This is a genomic window from Salmonella sp. SAL00670 (assembly GCF_046552235.1).
GTDB classification, from domain to species: domain Bacteria; phylum Pseudomonadota; class Gammaproteobacteria; order Enterobacterales; family Enterobacteriaceae; genus Salmonella; species Salmonella enterica.
This window is the reverse complement of the sequence record NZ_JBGDUO010000001.1, coordinates 239,213-256,443: the sequence shown is the minus strand read 5'-3', so window position 1 is coordinate 256,443 and position 17,231 is coordinate 239,213. Positions and strand designations below refer to the sequence as shown.

The 17,231-nt window shown below is 53.9% G+C and carries 20 protein-coding genes; 2 read left to right on the top strand and 18 right to left on the bottom strand.

Going from position 1 to position 17,231, the window contains the following annotated elements; translation table 11 throughout:
* Positions 1-2 precede the first annotated feature (2 nt).
* From ACLJRS_RS01240 to ACLJRS_RS01205, 8 genes are read right to left on the bottom strand one after another with little or no spacing between them, the layout of a single operon-like run.
* Positions 3-701, bottom strand: coding sequence for a phage minor tail protein L (locus ACLJRS_RS01240; RefSeq protein ID WP_001152686.1), 699 nt, complete (start codon positions 699-701; stop codon positions 3-5).
* 9 nt (positions 702-710) lie between these two features.
* A complete protein-coding gene (locus ACLJRS_RS01235) occupies positions 711-1,040 on the bottom strand; it encodes a phage tail protein (RefSeq protein ID WP_000447370.1) in 330 nt (109 codons plus the stop codon).
* A 2-nt stretch (positions 1,041-1,042) separates the two neighbouring features.
* The gene (locus ACLJRS_RS01230; protein ID WP_410957739.1) at positions 1,043-4,138 is read right to left on the bottom strand and encodes a phage tail tape measure protein; all 3,096 of its coding nucleotides are present in this window, start codon (positions 4,136-4,138) and stop codon (positions 1,043-1,045) included.
* On the bottom strand, positions 4,110-4,448 hold the full coding sequence (locus ACLJRS_RS01225) for a phage tail assembly protein T (RefSeq protein ID WP_010989052.1): 339 nt from the start codon (positions 4,446-4,448) through the stop codon (positions 4,110-4,112). Before ACLJRS_RS01225 ends, ACLJRS_RS01230 begins: the two co-directional genes overlap by 29 nt.
* The gene (gene gpG / locus ACLJRS_RS01220; RefSeq protein WP_000479607.1) at positions 4,445-4,840 is read right to left on the bottom strand and encodes a phage tail assembly chaperone G; all 396 of its coding nucleotides are present in this window, start codon (positions 4,838-4,840) and stop codon (positions 4,445-4,447) included. Before gpG ends, ACLJRS_RS01225 begins: the two co-directional genes overlap by 4 nt.
* A gap of 50 nt (positions 4,841-4,890) precedes the next feature.
* Positions 4,891-5,637, bottom strand: a complete 747-nt coding sequence (locus ACLJRS_RS01215; protein ID WP_000971954.1) for a phage tail tube protein — start codon at positions 5,635-5,637, stop codon at positions 4,891-4,893.
* A 7-nt stretch (positions 5,638-5,644) separates the two neighbouring features.
* On the bottom strand, positions 5,645-6,046 hold the full coding sequence (locus ACLJRS_RS01210; protein WP_000033885.1) for a phage minor tail U family protein: 402 nt from the start codon (positions 6,044-6,046) through the stop codon (positions 5,645-5,647).
* A complete protein-coding gene (locus ACLJRS_RS01205) occupies positions 6,043-6,621 on the bottom strand; it encodes a phage tail protein (RefSeq protein WP_000677089.1) in 579 nt (192 codons plus the stop codon). Before ACLJRS_RS01205 ends, ACLJRS_RS01210 begins: the two co-directional genes overlap by 4 nt.
* A gap of 108 nt (positions 6,622-6,729) precedes the next feature.
* Between ACLJRS_RS01205 and ACLJRS_RS01200 the strand changes: the two genes are divergently transcribed.
* Entirely contained in the window at positions 6,730-7,860 is a 1,131-nt protein-coding gene (locus ACLJRS_RS01200; protein ID WP_000817265.1) for an RNA-guided endonuclease InsQ/TnpB family protein, read from the top strand.
* 32 nt (positions 7,861-7,892) lie between these two features.
* On the opposite strand, the gene ACLJRS_RS01195 is transcribed toward ACLJRS_RS01200, so the two are convergent.
* The 9 genes from ACLJRS_RS01195 to ACLJRS_RS01155 are packed head-to-tail and all read right to left on the bottom strand — an operon-like array spanning position 7,893 to position 15,845.
* The gene (locus ACLJRS_RS01195; protein ID WP_000083292.1) at positions 7,893-8,276 is read right to left on the bottom strand and encodes a head-tail joining protein; all 384 of its coding nucleotides are present in this window, start codon (positions 8,274-8,276) and stop codon (positions 7,893-7,895) included.
* 10 nt (positions 8,277-8,286) lie between these two features.
* Entirely contained in the window at positions 8,287-8,646 is a 360-nt protein-coding gene (locus ACLJRS_RS01190; protein WP_000201486.1) for a DNA-packaging protein FI, read from the bottom strand.
* 57 nt (positions 8,647-8,703) lie between these two features.
* On the bottom strand, positions 8,704-9,732 hold the full coding sequence (locus ACLJRS_RS01185) for a major capsid protein (protein ID WP_000522566.1): 1,029 nt from the start codon (positions 9,730-9,732) through the stop codon (positions 8,704-8,706).
* 54 nt (positions 9,733-9,786) lie between these two features.
* Positions 9,787-10,134, bottom strand: a complete 348-nt coding sequence (locus ACLJRS_RS01180) for a head decoration protein (RefSeq protein ID WP_000011260.1) — start codon at positions 10,132-10,134, stop codon at positions 9,787-9,789.
* 12 nt (positions 10,135-10,146) lie between these two features.
* The gene (locus tag ACLJRS_RS01175; protein WP_001189495.1) at positions 10,147-11,643 is read right to left on the bottom strand and encodes a S49 family peptidase; all 1,497 of its coding nucleotides are present in this window, start codon (positions 11,641-11,643) and stop codon (positions 10,147-10,149) included.
* The gene (locus tag ACLJRS_RS01170; RefSeq protein ID WP_000831820.1) at positions 11,633-13,213 is read right to left on the bottom strand and encodes a phage portal protein; all 1,581 of its coding nucleotides are present in this window, start codon (positions 13,211-13,213) and stop codon (positions 11,633-11,635) included. The genes ACLJRS_RS01175 and ACLJRS_RS01170 overlap by 11 nt, the downstream gene beginning before the upstream one ends.
* Positions 13,210-13,413, bottom strand: coding sequence for a phage head-tail joining protein (locus ACLJRS_RS01165; protein ID WP_000201416.1), 204 nt, complete (start codon positions 13,411-13,413; stop codon positions 13,210-13,212). The genes ACLJRS_RS01170 and ACLJRS_RS01165 overlap by 4 nt, the downstream gene beginning before the upstream one ends.
* Positions 13,397-15,328 carry a phage terminase large subunit family protein gene (locus ACLJRS_RS01160; RefSeq protein ID WP_000623086.1) on the bottom strand — a complete coding sequence of 644 codons (1,932 nt, stop codon included), beginning with the start codon at positions 15,326-15,328 and terminating at the stop codon, positions 13,397-13,399. Before ACLJRS_RS01160 ends, ACLJRS_RS01165 begins: the two co-directional genes overlap by 17 nt.
* Positions 15,300-15,845 (bottom strand): terminase small subunit, encoded by a 546-nt coding sequence (locus ACLJRS_RS01155; protein ID WP_001102153.1) that lies wholly within the window; start codon positions 15,843-15,845, stop codon positions 15,300-15,302. Before ACLJRS_RS01155 ends, ACLJRS_RS01160 begins: the two co-directional genes overlap by 29 nt.
* Positions 15,846-16,130: 285 nt before the next feature.
* On the opposite strand from ACLJRS_RS01155, the gene pliG reads away from it, so the two are divergent.
* On the top strand, positions 16,131-16,532 hold the full coding sequence (gene pliG / locus ACLJRS_RS01150) for a g-type lysoyme inhibitor PliG (RefSeq protein WP_000669693.1): 402 nt from the start codon (positions 16,131-16,133) through the stop codon (positions 16,530-16,532).
* 235 nt (positions 16,533-16,767) lie between these two features.
* Here pliG and ACLJRS_RS01145 read toward each other — a convergent pair whose 3' ends face one another.
* The gene (locus tag ACLJRS_RS01145) at positions 16,768-17,220 is read right to left on the bottom strand and encodes a lysis protein (protein ID WP_001533543.1); all 453 of its coding nucleotides are present in this window, start codon (positions 17,218-17,220) and stop codon (positions 16,768-16,770) included.
* Positions 17,221-17,231 lie beyond the last annotated feature (11 nt).

Genomic DNA, 17,231 nt, shown 5'->3' with positions numbered 1-17,231 from the left:
ATTTACTGTGAAAGTTTATTAATGGAGAGGAAACCGCCAAAGTTTCCGGTATTGTTACGCAGGGCGCATCCCCGGGCGCAGCGGCTGCAGGCATCTTTTGCCGGATCGGCGGTAGGGTTATCAAATTCATCCGCGACAGCTGGTCCCGTATAGCCGCATTCGTCAGAGCGGTATATCCATGTACAGGTATTGGCCAGCATAATCCTCCCGGGGAAGACACATCCGTCTGTTTCAGTCGGTGTTGCCAGGACAAATGTCGCACTTACCGCCGTCAGATCACTGCACTGCTCGATCACCCAGCGGCTTACAGACTCCTGCTCCGGGTCGGCCTCCTGGTTGCCGCTTTGAAAATTAACGGCATCGAGAAACCGGGCATACACTATCCTGCGGATGACCGTCGCTCCAACCAGGCTATGCAAATCCTCCACCATTCCGGTCACCATACCGTAAAGATTGGATACCTTCAGTGACGGGCGCGCAGCTGCGCCTTTGCCGTTCATTTCAAATCCGCTACCCTCTACAGGATAAACATCATATTTCTGTCCCTGCCAGGTAACCGCCTCCCCCTTTTCATTCGCCTCGTTACAAAAAAAATAACGATCACCGCCAGACTGTGTCAGATCGATTTCCCACAAAGTGATCCTGGCGGACTGCGCCAGTTTAGCGGCTTCGTTCAGCGTATCCTGCGAAATGTCCTGCATCACTCCTCCTCAGATAACAACCTGTTCAAAAGTCGTGGTCACAGTCACCCAAAGAGAGCCAACGCTAATCGACCATTTGCGGCAAATCACCCGAATTTGTGTCCAGGTATAAGGCGGTGTCCAGAGAAAGGATTTCACTCCACCGTGGCGGGATAAAAATGCCTCAAGATTCTGATGTTCTCCCTTACGAATCCGGACCGTTACGTTATACTTCGCCAGATGGTTGTTCAGCCCGGCTGGACGCCGTTGTTCATACCCGTCACCCAGTTTTATGGAGGTGACTTTTGGTTCTGATTCCACTGTCATATCAGGGCGGATCTTCCAGTTAAATGTTTCCATTGTTATCGCCCTCCTCCAGCAATACCCCCGTCACGCGACTGCTGTTGCCAGAAATCAATGGCGGCTTTTTTTCCAATGTTATATACGGCCTGTAATGCCTGCGGACCAATCTGTCCGTTGCCGGCGTCGTTGTGGATTTCAATGTTGTACTCAGGCGCAAACATCGCCATCCCTCCTGAACCGGCTGCCACGACACCCAGCTTACCGTCAGCACCACGACGAAGTGGTAATATTGCCTCCGGTCCTGCCTCGCCCATCACCCCGGCACCTTTGGCAAAAGCAAAAAATGTCGGGCGATTAACAATGCTGCCGCTGTACTGGCTGAGTCCTGCCGAACGGTACACGCCGCCGTCCGCATTCGGAATAACCGACAGCGCCGCAGAACTGTATGCCCCTGATGGTGTACTGCCGCCTGCCGATGTGCCAAAGCCGAACATTGCCAGCACTGAACCCAACAGTTTAGAAGCCGCAATACGTGCCTCCATTTTTGCAAGGTCAGCCAGGATGGAGACCGTCAGGCTCCGGAAACTGCCCTTTCCGGTCACGGCAAAATTCGCGATACTGTCCGCCATGCCGTTAAATGCGTTTGTGAAAACGTTCTCCGTCATGCCTGCCACATTGCCGCCCTGCGCCAGAAAGTTATCCAGCGCCCACGACGCCCCCAGCGTCCAGTCTCCCTGCGCAGCGTCAACTTTCGCATTGTAATCCGCCCACTCAGCCAGCCGGCGATCGAGACTGCCCTTCAGCGCCTGCTCCGCCTGACGATATTCGTCAGAACCGTATGTCCCTTTTGCCTTGCTGTCGCGTTTAAGCTGCTCCAGTTGTTCCTGGTAGTGCTGCTGAATTTTCAGACGCTCTTCGTATCGGCCACGTTGCTGATCGCCCATACCCATTGTGGCCAGCGCCATTGCGTGCTGTTGCCTGACGCGGGATTCTTCGTCAGCGAGCTGGCTGGTCAATGTGAGCGTCTTTTTCTTCAGTTCATTAAGGGCATTCTGGTGTTGCAAATCCTGTTGTGAGATATCCAGCTTCTGTAGCGCAAGCGCGATTTCATCCTTATGTGCCAGTACGCTTTGTTCATCCGCCGTCAGTTTTTTACCGGACAAATCAGCGATGCGCTGCTGAAATGACAAAAGCTGCTTATGCGCTTCCGTCATTTTTTCGGTCGTGGAAAGCTTCGCGGCGGCAAGCTGCCCTTCAGTCTGCGCCTGTTGCTGGCTGTACTGCAAAAGCAGTCGCCTGGCCTCGTCGTTGTGGTAAGTCTTTGGCTTTTTCGCCTGTTGTGACAACGCCTTTTTATGACGTTCATTTTCGCGCTCCAGTGCGGCATTGCGTACAGCAGCATCGGCATACTGCATGGCGGTAATGCGCGCCACCTCCCGTTGGTGCCGCAGGGATTCAGTTTCATTATCCCGGTTCAGCGCGGCATTCTGCTCGTTCCGACGTTTCTGCGTTTCCTGATAATTACGCTCTGCCTGCGCCTTCGCATCCAGCAGGTCCTTCTGGCGTTTCTGTTCCTTAAGTTCGTTCAGCTGCTGCTGATCGTATTCAGTCTGGGAGGAAGACACCGTCCAGGGCGTTTTTCTGCCGCGCGCGATTTTTTCCTGCAGTGTCGCGATCTTTTCATCGAGCGTATCTTCCCGCCCGATATCCAGCATCCGATCCCATGCCCACTTCGCCGCATCACCGACAGCATTCCATGCTCTTTCAATCCAGCCCAGATTGTCGTGTACGTCTCCCATCCGCTTATTCATTTCTTCCGAATACGCGGACATGGCAATTTTCGCGGCATCAGCCACTCTTCCCTGCTCGCCCAGTACCCTGATTTGTTCAAGCTGGGTGGAGGTCAGAAAATGCAGTGTCCTGTCCAGTTCTTTCGCCGCATTCACCGGATCATCCCGCAGGCGTTTAAACTGGCGGATGGTTTCATCCACTGATTGTCCAACGTTTTCCTGCATTCTGGTCGCGGTACGGGATACCATTGCCACTGCCTGCCCGGTAAACGCTCCGCTACCGACCACCTGTGCCAGCACGCCTGCAGCGTCGTGCTGCGTGACGCCATTTCCGGCGAGCGACTTCGCCATCGCATTAAGCTGGCCTGTGGTTTTTCCGGCATAACTCCCGGTCAGAATAAGCTGTTTATTGAACGTCTCGCTTTCCTTAGCGCCTTCATAGTAGGCCTTGCCCAGCCCGTAAACAGCAGCAGCCACGCCGCCAGCCAGCCCGCCGAGCATCATGCCCTTCGGAGACATCAGTTGCTCGATCCACCCGGCGCGGTTAGCGAGCGTAATACCACTTCCCCGCAGTGCCCCGAAATTCCCACGGGCCAGCTCACCAGCCAGCACGCCCAGTTCACGACGGGCAGCAGCGCTTTTCAGTCCTAGCGTATGGGTGGCAGTTCCGGTACGCTCCAGTTTACGGATATAAATATCTGCGGCGCTACTGACACCCAGTTCAGCCGCCTTCACCCGCAGCAGCTCGGTACGGGAGAGGCCCTGTACCGTCGTCTGCTCTTTCAGGCGGCGTATAAACTGTGCTTTTTTCTGCGTGGCCAGCGCTTCGGCATCGGTAAGCTCACGGGTCTTCCTGGCGGTTTCAGACACCAGCGCCAGATAATCGCCCTGTGAGATATCTCCGCGTCCTTTCGCCTGTCGTACCTGCGCCTGGATACGCTGCAGCTCCTGCAGACCACCGCTTAACTGTTTTACACTGTCAATCTGGCGGTAAAAAGCAGCACTTGTCCTGTCCTGTGCTGCCGCCACAGCCGCTGACTGCGCCTGTTCCTCACGCAGTTTCCTTCCCAGTGCCTCCACCCGCTGTCGCGTCTGATCCACATCCGCCGCCAGACGCGTACTGGCCGCTGCGCTTTTCTCCACAGCGGAACTGTACGCGGTACTGCTGGCAGTCACTTGCTCCAGACTGGCGGACGTCCGGCGCGTCGCCTCCGTCTGCTTATCCAGAAAACGCTGCATCCGGGCCGCTGAACGTTCTGAGTCACCAGCCGCATCGTTCAGCAATTTTTTAATGCGCGGAACTTCGTTTCGGAACTCTGCGCTGTCGATACTTAAATCAATGACCAGGTTCGCTATCTGGTCCATAGCGGACACCTCCGGTAATACCTTCGCCCAGGATCATCAGTTCATCATCCGTTTTTTCGTGCAACGACTCAGGATCAGTGATCAGGCTGAACATTTCTGCATCGTGATGCGTGCCTGTAACCAGTCCGGAAATCAGCGATTTCAGCGTTGCAAACTCCGCATCCAGCAACATGTCACTGAAGCTGTTCTTCCCGAAATGCTCCGCCCACTCACCCAGCTCTGTCGCACTCATTTCCGCCAGCATCTGCCGCCAGTCTGGTCGCCGGAACTCACGCGCGAGCCGCATCACAAACGCCAGCTCCCGGTTCAGGACTTTTCCGGCGTGGTCGTGTCCTTTTCACTCCCGCTGTCGTCTTCCTGCGATGCCGGAAGACGCATACCACTCAGGGACAGAACCATATCAGCGCCACGTCCCAGCGCCTCATAAGACCATTCCAGTCTGACGGACTCATACAGGGCGCGGGCCTCCTCCTCTTTTTTGCTTTCACACAGGGAGCGGGATACCAGCCATGCATTAATATCCACCCCCATCTGCATAAATTCTGTCTGACGCTCTGCTTCCGTCAGGGTTTCAGGCTGTGCGTCATAGTCTGCCGTCCGCTGCTGAATAAACTTCAGATAATCCACACGTTGCAGGGCAGAAAGCTCACTGAGCACGATGGAATGCCCACCGTAGTTAAAGGTGTCTGTATTGAGAAACATGATGATTTTCCATAGAAGCCCCGGAACCGGGGCGGACTGATAAGAGAGGGTTATGACGCCGTCACTGTCACTGCTGCCACCGCGACAAGACTGCCGTCACTGCTGATGCCAACAATATTCACGCTGCCCGCCTTCACGCCTTTAACCGTGGCCACATTATCCTTCAGCGTGACGGTGGCGATCAGCGGATCGGCGGTCGCAACCTGCAGCGTTTTATCTGACGCGTTATCAGGTTTTACCGTAAATGTCAGCGTGGTGGTGGCTCCGGCAGCCACCGTGGCACTGGCCGGCGCAACGGTCACGCCGGATACGCTGACTACGTCAGGTGTATCCTCCTCCGCAAGAGAAGGACGCCCGACGCCGGTGATTTTTACGCTGCGTGTCATCACCTCTTTGGACGTCACGGTTTTACCCAGTGAACTCAGCCAGCCGCGGAACACATCAACCGTCCCGTTAGGATACCTGATACGGAAGGCGCGAACTTCGCCGGTGTCAAACAGCTCAACCAGTTTTTTCTGTCCGGTCTCACCGGGTTTCCAGGCCAGCGTGGCCGTGGTGTCACCGACGCTTTTCTGCCCCTGCGTAGTGCTTTTCCAGTCGGCATTTTCATCATCAAGATAGTCATCGTCTTCCGCATCTGCACTCATTTCTCCGGGCTGCAGATCCTTAATACCTGCCAGTCGCAGCCAGTCATCATCAGCCAGTGGATTTTTAAACGCATCGCCGCTGCCGGTATACAGCCAGAATGTGGTTCCGGCGCCTTTCGTTTTTACCAGTGGGTTTGGTGTTCCCATCATATCCTCCTCAGTTGGTATAGGTGATCCGGTAAGTAATTTCTGCCATCCCCCACGTTGCCATTTCGCTGTCACGCTGGTAGTCATAACCCAGCGGGGTCATGGTATCGATAAGGCGCTCCAGACCACTAACCTCTTCCAGCGCAGGAAAGATTTTTTCTTCCATCCAGATATCAAGCTCTGTATCAGGAGCCTGAGCCCTCAGAAAAACTGCCGTATGGAGAGTAGCCTGCCAGTCATCCTCATCGGTCATAAGGCCTGTATACTGTGCGTCTGTCAGCCAGACAGCTATTGCGGGTAAATCTTCCTGTTCTACGAAAGCAGGAAGTCCATCAAAAAGAGTGACAGGTGCGCCAGTCACGGATTCCAGCTTTTCCAGAACGGCCCGGCGGATTAATGTGTGTTTGCTCATCGTGAAAGATAAAGCCTCAGTTGTTGTTTCAGGGCATACCCCAATTGCTTCGGTATTTCCTCGTCAATCAAACTTTGTGTGGCGCTTTCGAATGCCTGAGTCAATGGTCCGGAAAGAGGAATTTTCACTACATCAATTGGATAACGGTTTTTCCCGTTAACGCGTCGCATAACATGCCAGCGTCCGTTAGCCAGTTGCTGAATAAAGGCATCCCGGAACAGATATGGCCCGATTTTCAGCACACTTCCACGATACAGCAGTTTGCCCCTCCGTTTGCTCATCCTGACCTGTGCAGCGCCCAACTTTATGGCGGGAAGGTTTCCCCGGTTAATCCGTATCCGGGCAGAGCGTTTACCGTCTGTACCGGCTTTAAATAACCTCACCCTCTGGCGAACCAGCTTCAGCGGAAGTCCTCTTACCTGGTTATCTCCGGCGACAGTCTCCCGCGCCACCTTACGGGTTGCCACTGAAACAGCTTTCTGCGCCACGCGATTCACAGCCCAGATACTGGCCCGGGGAACCATCTGTCGGTCAAGGCTGTTCAGATTCCGGATCGCATTTTCAAGCCCTTTCATCAGAATGCCTCCGGGAAACCCCGGCCTTCTGGCCGGGGAGGAAAGGAGGCGGTTTTCCGGCTAACTGTCTTTTGCATAATCACATTTTCCTCTTTAATATGTGAGGCTATGAAACGCGCATATAAATACCGGTTTTACCCCACGACTGAGCAGGCTGAGCTTTTAGCTCAGACGTTCGGTTGTGTGCGTTTCGTCTACAACTCCATCCTCCGCTGGCGTACCGATGCGTACTACGAGCGAAAGGAAAAGATCGGTTACCTACAGGCCAACGCTCGCCTTACGGCGCTGAAAAAGGAGCCGGAATTTGCCTGGCTTAACGACGTTTCCTGCGTTCCCCTCCAGCAGTCTTTGCGCCACCAACAAACCGCCTTTGCTAACTTCTTCGCCGGACGGGCTGCATATCCGGCTTTCAAAAGCAAACGGCACAAGCAGGCGGCTGAGTTCACTGCGAGCGCGTTTAAATACCGCGACGGCAAGCTGTACATGGCAAAGAACAAAATCCCCTTAGACGTGCGCTGGAGTCGTCCGCTGCCGTCCGTGCCGTCTACCGTCACCATTTCCAAAGATGCCGCAGGGCGGTACTTTGTTTCGTGCCTTTGCGAATTTGAATCCGCATCACTGCCGATCACCTCTTCAATGGTCGGCATTGATGTTGGTTTAAAAGATTTGTTCGTCACCGATACCGGATTCAGGTCCGGCAATCCCCGCCATACCGCTAAATACGCGGCTCGCCTGGCACTACTCCAGCGCCGGTTAAGCAAAAAGGCCAAAGGCTCAAAGAACCGCGCCAAAGCCCGCTTAAAGGTGGCCCGACTCCACGCGAAAATTGCTGATTGCCGACTGGATGCCCTGCACAAGGCATCCCGCAAACTGATTAACGATAACCAAGTTGTTTGCGTCGAATCCCTGAAAGTGAAGAACATGCTCCGCAACCCGTCGCTATCCAAAGCGATAGCAGACGCGAGCTGGGGCGAACTTGTGCGCCAGCTCCAGTACAAAGGCGAATGGGCCGGGCGGTCAGTAGTCGCCATTGACCAGTTTTTCCCGTCCTCAAAACGCTGTAGCTGTTGCGGTTTCACCATGAAAAAAATGCCTCTTGATGTTCGTAAATGGCAGTGCCCTGAGTGCGGAACTGACCACGACAGGGACGTTAACGCGGCACGTAATATCAAAGCTGCCGGGCTGGCAGTGTTAGCCCACGGAGAGCCTGTAAATCCTGAATCGCTCAAAGCGGCTTAGGTTCGGCTCGTTGAAGTGGGAATCCCCGTCCTTCAGGGCGGGGAGCAGTCAAACATTCCTCCCGTCCTGCGCCGGTTATCCGTCGGCGGCTCCCCCCTGCCCAGCAGAATAATACTGCTGTCTCCACCAGCCGGAGTGATGCGATCCACCCAGAAGGTGTCACCGAGAATGGTTAGTGTGTCCGGGCGCTTCAGATGGACTGTCAGGGATGTTTTGACAAAAAATGTAGGCTTGTCCCCCTCAATCCGGACACCTCCGGCGGCATACGACACACTTTCAGGATCGTCAAATACGCCCGTAAGCGTGGCCCCAGCCAGAACGCCGGAGGTTATTGTTGCTACCGTTCCCATCACCCGGAGGATGGCATCATCAGCCTGAGAAATCGCGGTATCAAACAGGTTTTCGGACTGCGACATATCGCCACCCTTACAGTTCAATAATAAGTCCTGCAGCAATCAGCTCGTCCACATCGTGTTGCGAAATACGCGCCGGGTTTCCCGCCATAACCATATCCAGTTCCCGGTTACTGTCCGGATCGATGGCGCAGATGTGTAGTGTACGAAGCGCCCTGATAAGTACCCGTTCGGATCTTTGCCCGATCCCGGGCGGCACTATGGATTCATCACTGTCATTTTCCACAGCAGGCAAATGCTCCGCCTCCGCTTCCTCTTCCCATTCCATGACACGCTGGCTGAGTTCAGCGGCGCTCCCGGACACATCCGGATCACGACCAAGCCGCGTCGCAAGCTCCCGCAGACGCTGTATATTCTCTTCTTTTGTTGCCATAAAAGATCCTCCCGCAATTTGTAACAATAAAGGCCTGAATCAGGCCTTTTGGGATGCTTAACCGACAGTGACAATGACAAACTCATCCGGGTCCGGCAGGACCATCAGCGGCGCAGACTGCGTCATGGTATATTCATTCGCCGGGTCCCCCACCGTCAGCCAGTGTTTGGGATAACGGGTGGCGGCAACAATACCCTCCGCGAGCGCCTGTGAATCCTGAATGGCACCATAGCAGCGGATACCTTCTGCCGCCGTATTTCCCAGAACCAGAGTCCCTTCAGGCAGGTAACGCTTTTCGGTCCCGTTATCAGCAACATAGGATGTTTTAGCCACCACAATGGCCAAATCTCCGTAATACCCCTTGAACGACACCACAGCCCCAAGGTCCTTCACCGCCGTTTCCAGCTGAGAATTTGAACCGCGGCGTGTATCCAGTTTTTCACGGAACAGCTTAAAACCGTTCAGCAGACGCCAGACTTTCCCGTCCATCACGGCAATATTGATCAGACCGGATGCCTGGTCGCAGTACATATCCAGATCATAAGTCGGGTCAAAGGTTTCCCTGTCCTGCTCTGACCATTTTTTACCTGTGGCCTGAATAATGTTATTCCCGGCGGAGCGACCAAAATCCACCTCCACGGTGTCAAACTGCTCGCCCTGCATGGTGTATTTCCCGTTCAGCACCGCACTGACGGCCTGCATCTCCTCCACCTGGACGATGGCCTTCTCTTCCTGCTTCAGGTTATCGGTCAGAATGCGCAGACGACGGTAGGCCGGATCGTTAAGCCTGGCCGGGTCTTCACCCGGCAGACGCTCAACAACCTGCGCATAGTTAACTTCATGCTTCGGTTTGACATACCCCGGACGCAGTACGCGCGTTTCCCCGCCGCGGTTACGCAGAACCTTCCCTCCAACCACCGGAGATACATAAGCGGCAATCGGTGTTTTTCCGGTAATTTTGTCCAGCATGACTTCCTGGGTAGGAAATGTCACAGTACGGCGAAAAAACAGGCTCAGGAAGAGTGGATTAAATTTAACTTTCTGCTCGGTATAACCCAGCAACTGGCGGGTGGTAAACAATCCCATAAATGGTGTCCTCCGGACGTTAAATACGATAAAGGCCGCTTCGCGGCCTTCTTATTACGGTAAAGCGGCGTGACTGACGGCGCTTCCGGCGAATGCATTTGCCTGCTTAATGGCATCCACACTCTTCGGCCATGCCAGTGATTCTGTGGCAAAGGTGCCGCTCTTCCAGTACGTCAGCAGGTTTTCCGACCCGTCCAGCTCAAGGGCCAGAACCCCGACCGCCGTTCCGGCCTTCTGCCCGTCCCAGGCCACCAGTTTCCCGGTGGTATCATCCAGCATCAGGGGCGTCAGCATCGGTGTGGCCGCCGTTATCCCGCTGACTCCCGTTGCGGTATGTGCCGGATCGTTACCGGCGAAAATGCGGTTATCCGCACGTTTCTCAATAGTGGTGGTAAATGACATACTGTCTCCTTATCAGGTGGCTGAAGTACCGGGAATACTCATCAACAACGTCGTTTCGGTATCATTACTGTGGCCTTTGCCGCCGGATACGGGGTCCGGGGAATGAGACTGCATGAAAGCATCAAATGCGTTGTTCATGCTCAGCCCCGCATTACCGGATTTGTCCGGCGCGGCAGCCAGCAGGTCACGGGCCTGATCTGTGGTCATACCAGGCATGACAGCCAGTTTTTCCGCCAACTCTTCACGGCCTTTCGCCTCATCAAGCGCCATCACGGCATCATAAAGTGACGTTGCCGCAGCGATCGGCGATGCTGCCAGAATGGTTCTGGCCTGTTCCACCGTCATCTCCGGCATGGCCGCCAGTGTCTGTGCGAGTGTTTCCCGACCACCAGCTTCTTCCAGGGCAAGCATACGGTCAGCGGTGCTGGTCGTATCCGCCGGCGCGGCGGCAGCCAGAATAGACTTCGCCTGAGCAACGCTCATTCCCGGCTGCCCGGCCAGCATCTGTGCCAGTGCCTCATGCCCCCTGGCCTCCGGGCAAACCAGAATTCCCATTACGCGCTGGTTTTCCTGCGTGACAGCGTCAGCTGCACTTAATTCAGGCATAGTGCCTCCTGTCTTGTTACTGTTGATAGCTTCTGCCATCACGCCGATGGCGTCAGCAGCATTCACCATTCCATCTGCCAGTCCGGTAGTGATAATGGCCTGCCCGTCATACACTGCCGCCTCCGTCGCCATTACCGCATCGACAGACAACCCCGTGTACCGGGCCACTTTTTCTGCAAACATCTTTCTGGCCTCGTCCATTCGCTGCTGGTAGTCGGCATGGACGCTTTCCGGTAATTTCTGGCTGGGCGTCAGATCAGCCTTGTGTGCGCCAGAATAGATAAGGGTGATATCGATCCCTTCCTGTTTCAGTTTTTCGGCGTAACTGGTATGCGCCATCACCACACCAATTGATCCCATTCTGGACGTCTGGGTCACAAGGCGGTGCGAACAGGCTGCCGCCAGCAACATGGCCGCCGAACAGGCTGTTTCATTTGCCAGTGCCCAGACAGGTTTCTGTTCGCGCATCCGGTAAATCATGTCAGCACAGTCAAACGCCCCGGCAGCCTGACCGCCGGGGCTGTCAATATCCAGCAGAATGCCTTTTACCTCCGGATCTGAAACCGCCTGTTGTAGCCGGGCAGTGATACCGTCATAGCCGGTCATCCCTGAAAAGGGACGCATTCCGCCGAGTTTATGAACCAGTGTTCCGGTCACGGGTAATACCGCAATACCGTTCACTACCTGATAAAAACGTGCCTGCGGCTTTCCGGTCGCCATAAAATCGCCTGTGACCAGTGCCATATCCGACTGATCCAGACTTTCGTTATTACCGGGAATGTGCAGGCTGTTAATGCCTGACTCCCTGCCCAGCGCGCAAAAGAAAACCCGCGCATAGGCGGGTTCAAGCAGCAACGGAGCACTGGTTGCCTGGCTGATGATGTGCGGGAGATTACGTTGCACGCTTTTCCTCCTCCGTCTGACGGCTCGCCGCGATCTGTTGTTGATAGGTATCGGTGATCCATACCGGACGCGAAAGTCCGGCTGTCCGCCGTTCTTCGGATTCCCTGACCTGCTGGCGGAATATCTCCTGGTAATCCTCGCCCATAATGGCGAGTTCTTTTTCATAGGTACTCAGCCCGGCCTCAATACGCATCACGGCTTCCTGAACCTCCTTGAGTCCGTCAATCGCCATACGTCCGGCACCAATCCACTCCGATCGGCTCCAGCTGGATCGGGCCTCCCAGAAGGAAAACCTGGCCCGGGGTGCCCGGATAACTCCCCGTATCAGCGCCTCCTCCAGCCAGCAGGAAAACATTTGTGTCGCCAGCCGTCCGGCAATGAACCGGCGCCGCCCCAGGAAATAGCGCCAGGACTCATTGGCAGATGCGCGGGCGCTGGAATAGCTGACCTGAGAATAATCACGCGAAAGCTGCTCATAAGAGACCCCCAGCCCGGCGGCAATATACCGGAGCAGCGCCTGCTCCAGCGCCGAAAAGCCATTATCGGAATCCTGCGCAGTCTGCAGATTCAGCTCATCACCCGGGTACAGGTGGGGAATTTTTACACCTCCCAGTTTGATACTGTTGGTACTGTAATAGCGGGCATAATTTGCGAGCATGTTAACAAGGGGCGTATCTTTGTTATCTGCCGCCGTGATGTATTCAAAGGCTTTCTCGGAATCGAGTTCGCTTTCGATCGTGGCGGCGTACATGGCTTTGACAATCGCGGACTGAAGCTGCGTTGCCTGCAGGGTATCAAGCATCTTCAGCCGCTCCATCACACTGTAAAACTGATTGGCACCGCGCGTCTGTCCGTCCTCAACCGGCTCGAAAATATGTAACATCGCGGGTCGTCCGGACGGCAGAAAACGAGGAATACGGGTCCAGCGTTCCCCACCAGCCACCGGCCAGTCATCATCACAGACATGATAGGCGAGGGCTTTTCCATTCCGGTCCGTTTCCACTCCTGCGCGAAGCTGGCGGTTTCCGCGGGCATACCCCGGTGTGTCCACCCGTTTCGGACTGACAGCCTTGAATCGGGTACGGAAAACCTGCGTGGTTTCAGCGTCCCAGACAGGCTGGAGAAAAATTTCACCATTAAAGGCGTGAACGCCCACGCCTTCACGGATGAACTCTGTAAAAGTACGCTTCCCCTCGGCATCCATTTCGCCAAAAATACCATCGCAATATTCTGTCCATGCAGCTTCAACCTCATCCACAAAACTCTTCGCTGCGCTCTCACGCATACCAAGATAGCGCCAGTTTGGACGATAGCTGATAAGAAACAGGTGTCCGACAATATGATCCTTGTGCAGCGCCACCGCATTTGCTGCAATACCATTATTACGGACCAGATCATCAGCCCGCGCATTGCCGAGGCGCAACGAAGGCAGCAGCGCGGCATCCACGCTTTCCGCCGGGGGCATCCAGTCAGCCATCTGTCCGCCGAAACCGATCCCCCCGCCGGTGTATCCCAGACTTTCCCGCAGCGGCGTGCCGTGAACATCCACCAGAACCGGGGTGCGCTTCACAGTCTCACCCCCACAGGTGCCCGGCGGCGACCATTGCACAGTGACGCCTCAAGTTCCGCGACATATTTTTTCAGCTCCCCCACCGATGTCGTGGTAAATTCAACCCGTCGCCCGTCTTTCTGAACCGTCGCCACCCGTTTTCCCGTCATCAGGTCATGCAGCGCGACGCGGGCTTCCTGTAGCTCAGTGATTGTTGCCATTAACTCCTCCTGCCAGCATTGCGGCCAGTTGTTCAAGTGTCGGGGTATCCTGCTCTTCGCTTTTCCTTGATGTCGCCAGCGCCTCCAGATCCAGTTGCCAGCGCTGCACAGACACCCGTAACGCTGCACTGGCATAGACAAGACAATCCAGCGCTTCGTTACGACGTCCTTTGGCATCCCATAACAGCCGGAATTTTCCGTTAACCAGTTTCTCCACCAGCTCTTCGGCTACCAGTTGCTTCGCTTCCACCTCCGTAAAAACATCCGGATTATCCGGAAAGCGGATCGCATAAGGCGTGGCTTCGTCGGCAGGCGCAGCAACCGCCCCCATTCTGGCGTAAAGCATTTCTTTGGCAGTATCAGTACCGATTTCGCACAGGAATACCCCGCTCTGGTTGCGTTTTTTAGGCATGGTAATAACGGGTTTTCCGTAAACGGAGGCCCCTTTGACAGGCAGCACGCGGAAAATGCCGTGTTTTTTTGAGCGTTTATAGACGATTTCTGCATCGATACCGCCGATATCCCAGCAGATACGGGAAATGGAAATATCCGTCCCGTCAGCATGACGATATTTTTTATTAATGACGGCATCCACACGCTGCAGGGTATCTTCATCATCATGCCGTCCCATGATAATTTGCTTATCAATAAGGAAAGCCTCTTCGCCCTGCGCCCAGCCCCAGACATACATTTCATAACGGTTACGCTGGGAGTCGATACCAGCGGTCAGATACACCACCCGCTCCGGAACCGGCGCCGCATAATGAATCACTTTTTCCAGCAAAAGCTCATGGCTGAGTTTTTCGGCCACCGCCTCTTCATAAGGCTCGCCCAAAGTGGTGTTTATAAAGGTTTTCACACCATTTGGATCTTTCAGCGCATCCAGCCAGTCATAAATAATCTGTATCCAGGTGGTAAAGGGACTGTAAGCCGTCCAGATATGAAAGGTAATGGATCGTGGCGGCGGAACCTCCTCACCGGACGCGCTGAAATAAGCCAGTCCATCGCGTGTCCACATGCCTGTGTTATCGCAAATCCAGCGGCCTGCTTTCTGATCAAGTTCCGATTGACGGATCACGCATCCATTATGTTCACAAAGGTAATACACCGTCTCCGGCTTGCTTTTCTCCCATTTCAGACCGAACGGCGTACTGCCATCACCGAATTTAAGGTACTGTTCTTCGCCACAGTGCGGACACGGTACATGAAAACGCATAAAATGCGCCGATTCATTTGCCGCCTTTTCAATCTGGCATGACCCTTTGACTTTTGGTGTGGAGCCCCGAATGGATTTAGGCCAGACAGAACCTTCAATACGTTTATCCCCCAGCAGCGTCGGCGAACCTTCTTTCTCGACATCCGGCTCAAAAGATGACAATTCGTCATAGCAAACCACATCCACCGATTTTTCACGGTAGTTTTTGGCTGCTGCACCGCCGAGGCACCAAAACCCGACACCGGAAGAAAAGCGTTTCAGGGTAAGCGTGTTATCACGATGTTTACGCCCGAACCAGGGGGCCAGCTCCAGCAATACAGGAACATCCCTGATAGTCGGCTCCAAGTGGGATTTCATAAAATCCTCAGCGGATGAGTCGGTCGGCTGGAACAGCAGGCTGTTGCGCGACTTGTGCTCTATGAAATAGCCTTCCACCCCCAGCAACATTTTGGTATAGCCCACGCGGGCAGACTTAATGAGGTTTACAACGCGGATCAGTTCATACCCCATCGCGTTCATTATCGCTACCTGAAACGGCAGCGTTTCCCATTTGCCGGGGGTGTAGGAGGACTCTTTTGGCAGATAGTAATACTCATCAGCCCACTGCACGGTGGTAAGCGGTACGGGAATATGAAGCGCTATCAGCCCGTTAGTTATGGCTCTGTTGGCATTATTCGCCCTGCGCTCTCCGGAAATCATCGGTCCACTTCTCCACATCCGCTATCGTGGCGGCCCTGCCTGACGCCCTGGCGATTTCCGTTCTGACCACATCGATGTGCGACTGGCACAGATCAGGATATTTGCGCTGTAATACCAGCGGTACCCTTGACAGTATCCCTGCTATTTCCTGAGCCACCCGTTGCAGGATGTAGGTGAACAATTCGGTCTCAAGAACCAGCCCTTCGCGCTCAGCATTTTTAAGTTCCTGCGCATCCGCCTGGGCTTTTGTCAGGCGGTAGCGCTCATAGTCGATGGTGCCGGGATTAAGATCTGATTCCGCAGCGGCACGTAAATCATCAACCTCTTTACGCAGCTTTTCATTTTCAATAGACGCATCACGCTCCGCGTACCATGAAATCGCTGCCGCGGTGTCGAACACTGCTTCGTTACCTTTTCCTCCTCCGGAAACAAGTGGCAGCCCCTGGCTTTGCCAGGCTGTGACAGTTCTGACGTCACAACCAAAAATTTCAGCCAGTTTTTTTTTATTCACGTTCATGGAAAAGTCTCCCGGAAACAGGAAAGGATCTGCGACCTTCGTTTTTAACTAAAAACGTTATCCAGCAGATCCTTTCTTTTTTCTAAAAAAACCTTTAAAAACAGGAAATAAACGATAAGAAGAACGGATCTGGCTTTTCCCTGAAAATTTTCATAAGGAGTGAAATCCTGCGACGCTGCCGCCCCGTAACAGGCAGAGTTCCCGGAAAGGACCCTGGAAAAAACCGAACAGTTATTGTTACAATATAACAATTAATCATTTTAACGCTGACTGAGGGTCTTACATATGAAATTCAAGAGTATCGCTAAAACTGTTTTTCTTTTTGCACTGCTAACCTCAGCTGGCTTTGCAACTGGTAAAAACGTGAATGTCGAATTCGATAAAGGACAAAATAGCGCCCGCTATTCCGGCGTAATAAAGGGATACGATTACGATACATATAACTTCCAGGCCAGAAAGGGGCAGAAAGTACATGTAAGTATTTCGAATGAAGGCGCAGATACCTACCTGTTCGGGCCAGGAATTAGCGATTCCGTTGACCTGTCCAGATATTCATCTGAACTGGATGGCAATGGCCAGTACACGCTACCGGCGTCCGGAAAATACGAACTGAGAGTACTTCAGACACGTAATGAAGCCCGTAAAAACAAAGCGAAAAAATACAGCGTCAATATTCAGATAAAATAAATGCCAGCCTGGTCAGGGGATTCGTTCCAACACCAAACTTTTCAGCCACTGGGTTATTTCATGAGGTGTACCAGTTTTTAGCGTCTGGTTACGTTTTTGAGGTGTACGAAAACTGGCTTATATCAGTACGATAAAAACGCGATGTGGTAGTACGCAGACCCAGAGACATTGTCATGTTTATGCATTTCTGAAACTCCCCCGCAGGTAAGCTCCTTTTCCCTCCTGCGGGAATTTTTTATTTGCACTGCGTCCGGATGTACTCCTGCAAATACTTCAGTTTTTCCTGATCGCTGATGATTCCGGCGCGGATATCGAGAACGTTTTGTCCAGCAACTGGAGAGAGTTCGACGGTGGCAGCATTGCCCACGCGGCGGGTACTGGCGGTTTTGGTTGTGGTTGTGGTTGGCACTGTACAGCGTCCTTCGACACGCACCCGGCTACCAGCAGCAAGGCGGCGCTGCAAATCAGTATTCCTGTTTTGTGCATCAGCTAGTTCCTTTGTGTATTTTGCATCGAGGGCGGCAACGTCACGCTGGCGCTTCGTCATATCGGTAATTGTCTCGTTCGCCAGCTTCAGGTTGTGAGTAGCAGTATCACGCTGGTACTTGTAAGTGATAGCGTTATTGCGGTAGTGATTTGCCAGCCGACCGGCAACAATTAGCGAGACGAGCAACAGGCCAACAAACATCGTTTTCCAGT

Excerpts from the sequence above, each read along its gene's own strand:
- ACLJRS_RS01240 (WP_001152686.1), bottom strand. The coding sequence starts at position 701 with ATGCAGGACATTTCGCAGGATACGCTGAACGAAGCCGCTAAACTGGCG.
- ACLJRS_RS01235 (WP_000447370.1), bottom strand. The coding sequence starts at position 1,040 with ATGGAAACATTTAACTGGAAGATCCGCCCTGATATGACAGTGGAATCA.
- ACLJRS_RS01230 (WP_410957739.1), bottom strand. The coding sequence starts at position 4,138 with ATGGACCAGATAGCGAACCTGGTCATTGATTTAAGTATCGACAGCGCA.
- gpG (WP_000479607.1), bottom strand. The coding sequence starts at position 4,840 with ATGTTTCTCAATACAGACACCTTTAACTACGGTGGGCATTCCATCGTG.
- ACLJRS_RS01215 (WP_000971954.1), bottom strand. The coding sequence starts at position 5,637 with ATGATGGGAACACCAAACCCACTGGTAAAAACGAAAGGCGCCGGAACC.
- ACLJRS_RS01210 (WP_000033885.1), bottom strand. The coding sequence starts at position 6,046 with ATGAGCAAACACACATTAATCCGCCGGGCCGTTCTGGAAAAGCTGGAA.
- ACLJRS_RS01205 (WP_000677089.1), bottom strand. The coding sequence starts at position 6,621 with ATGAAAGGGCTTGAAAATGCGATCCGGAATCTGAACAGCCTTGACCGA.
- ACLJRS_RS01200 (WP_000817265.1), top strand. The coding sequence starts at position 6,730 with ATGAAACGCGCATATAAATACCGGTTTTACCCCACGACTGAGCAGGCT.
- ACLJRS_RS01195 (WP_000083292.1), bottom strand. The coding sequence starts at position 8,276 with ATGTCGCAGTCCGAAAACCTGTTTGATACCGCGATTTCTCAGGCTGAT.
- ACLJRS_RS01190 (WP_000201486.1), bottom strand. The coding sequence starts at position 8,646 with ATGGCAACAAAAGAAGAGAATATACAGCGTCTGCGGGAGCTTGCGACG.
- ACLJRS_RS01185 (WP_000522566.1), bottom strand. The coding sequence starts at position 9,732 with ATGGGATTGTTTACCACCCGCCAGTTGCTGGGTTATACCGAGCAGAAA.
- ACLJRS_RS01180 (WP_000011260.1), bottom strand. The coding sequence starts at position 10,134 with ATGTCATTTACCACCACTATTGAGAAACGTGCGGATAACCGCATTTTC.
- ACLJRS_RS01165 (WP_000201416.1), bottom strand. The coding sequence starts at position 13,413 with ATGGCAACAATCACTGAGCTACAGGAAGCCCGCGTCGCGCTGCATGAC.
- ACLJRS_RS01160 (WP_000623086.1), bottom strand. The coding sequence starts at position 15,328 with ATGATTTCCGGAGAGCGCAGGGCGAATAATGCCAACAGAGCCATAACT.
- ACLJRS_RS01155 (WP_001102153.1), bottom strand. The coding sequence starts at position 15,845 with ATGAACGTGAATAAAAAAAAACTGGCTGAAATTTTTGGTTGTGACGTC.
- pliG (WP_000669693.1), top strand. The coding sequence starts at position 16,131 with ATGAAATTCAAGAGTATCGCTAAAACTGTTTTTCTTTTTGCACTGCTA.
- ACLJRS_RS01145 (WP_001533543.1), bottom strand. The coding sequence starts at position 17,220 with ATGTTTGTTGGCCTGTTGCTCGTCTCGCTAATTGTTGCCGGTCGGCTG.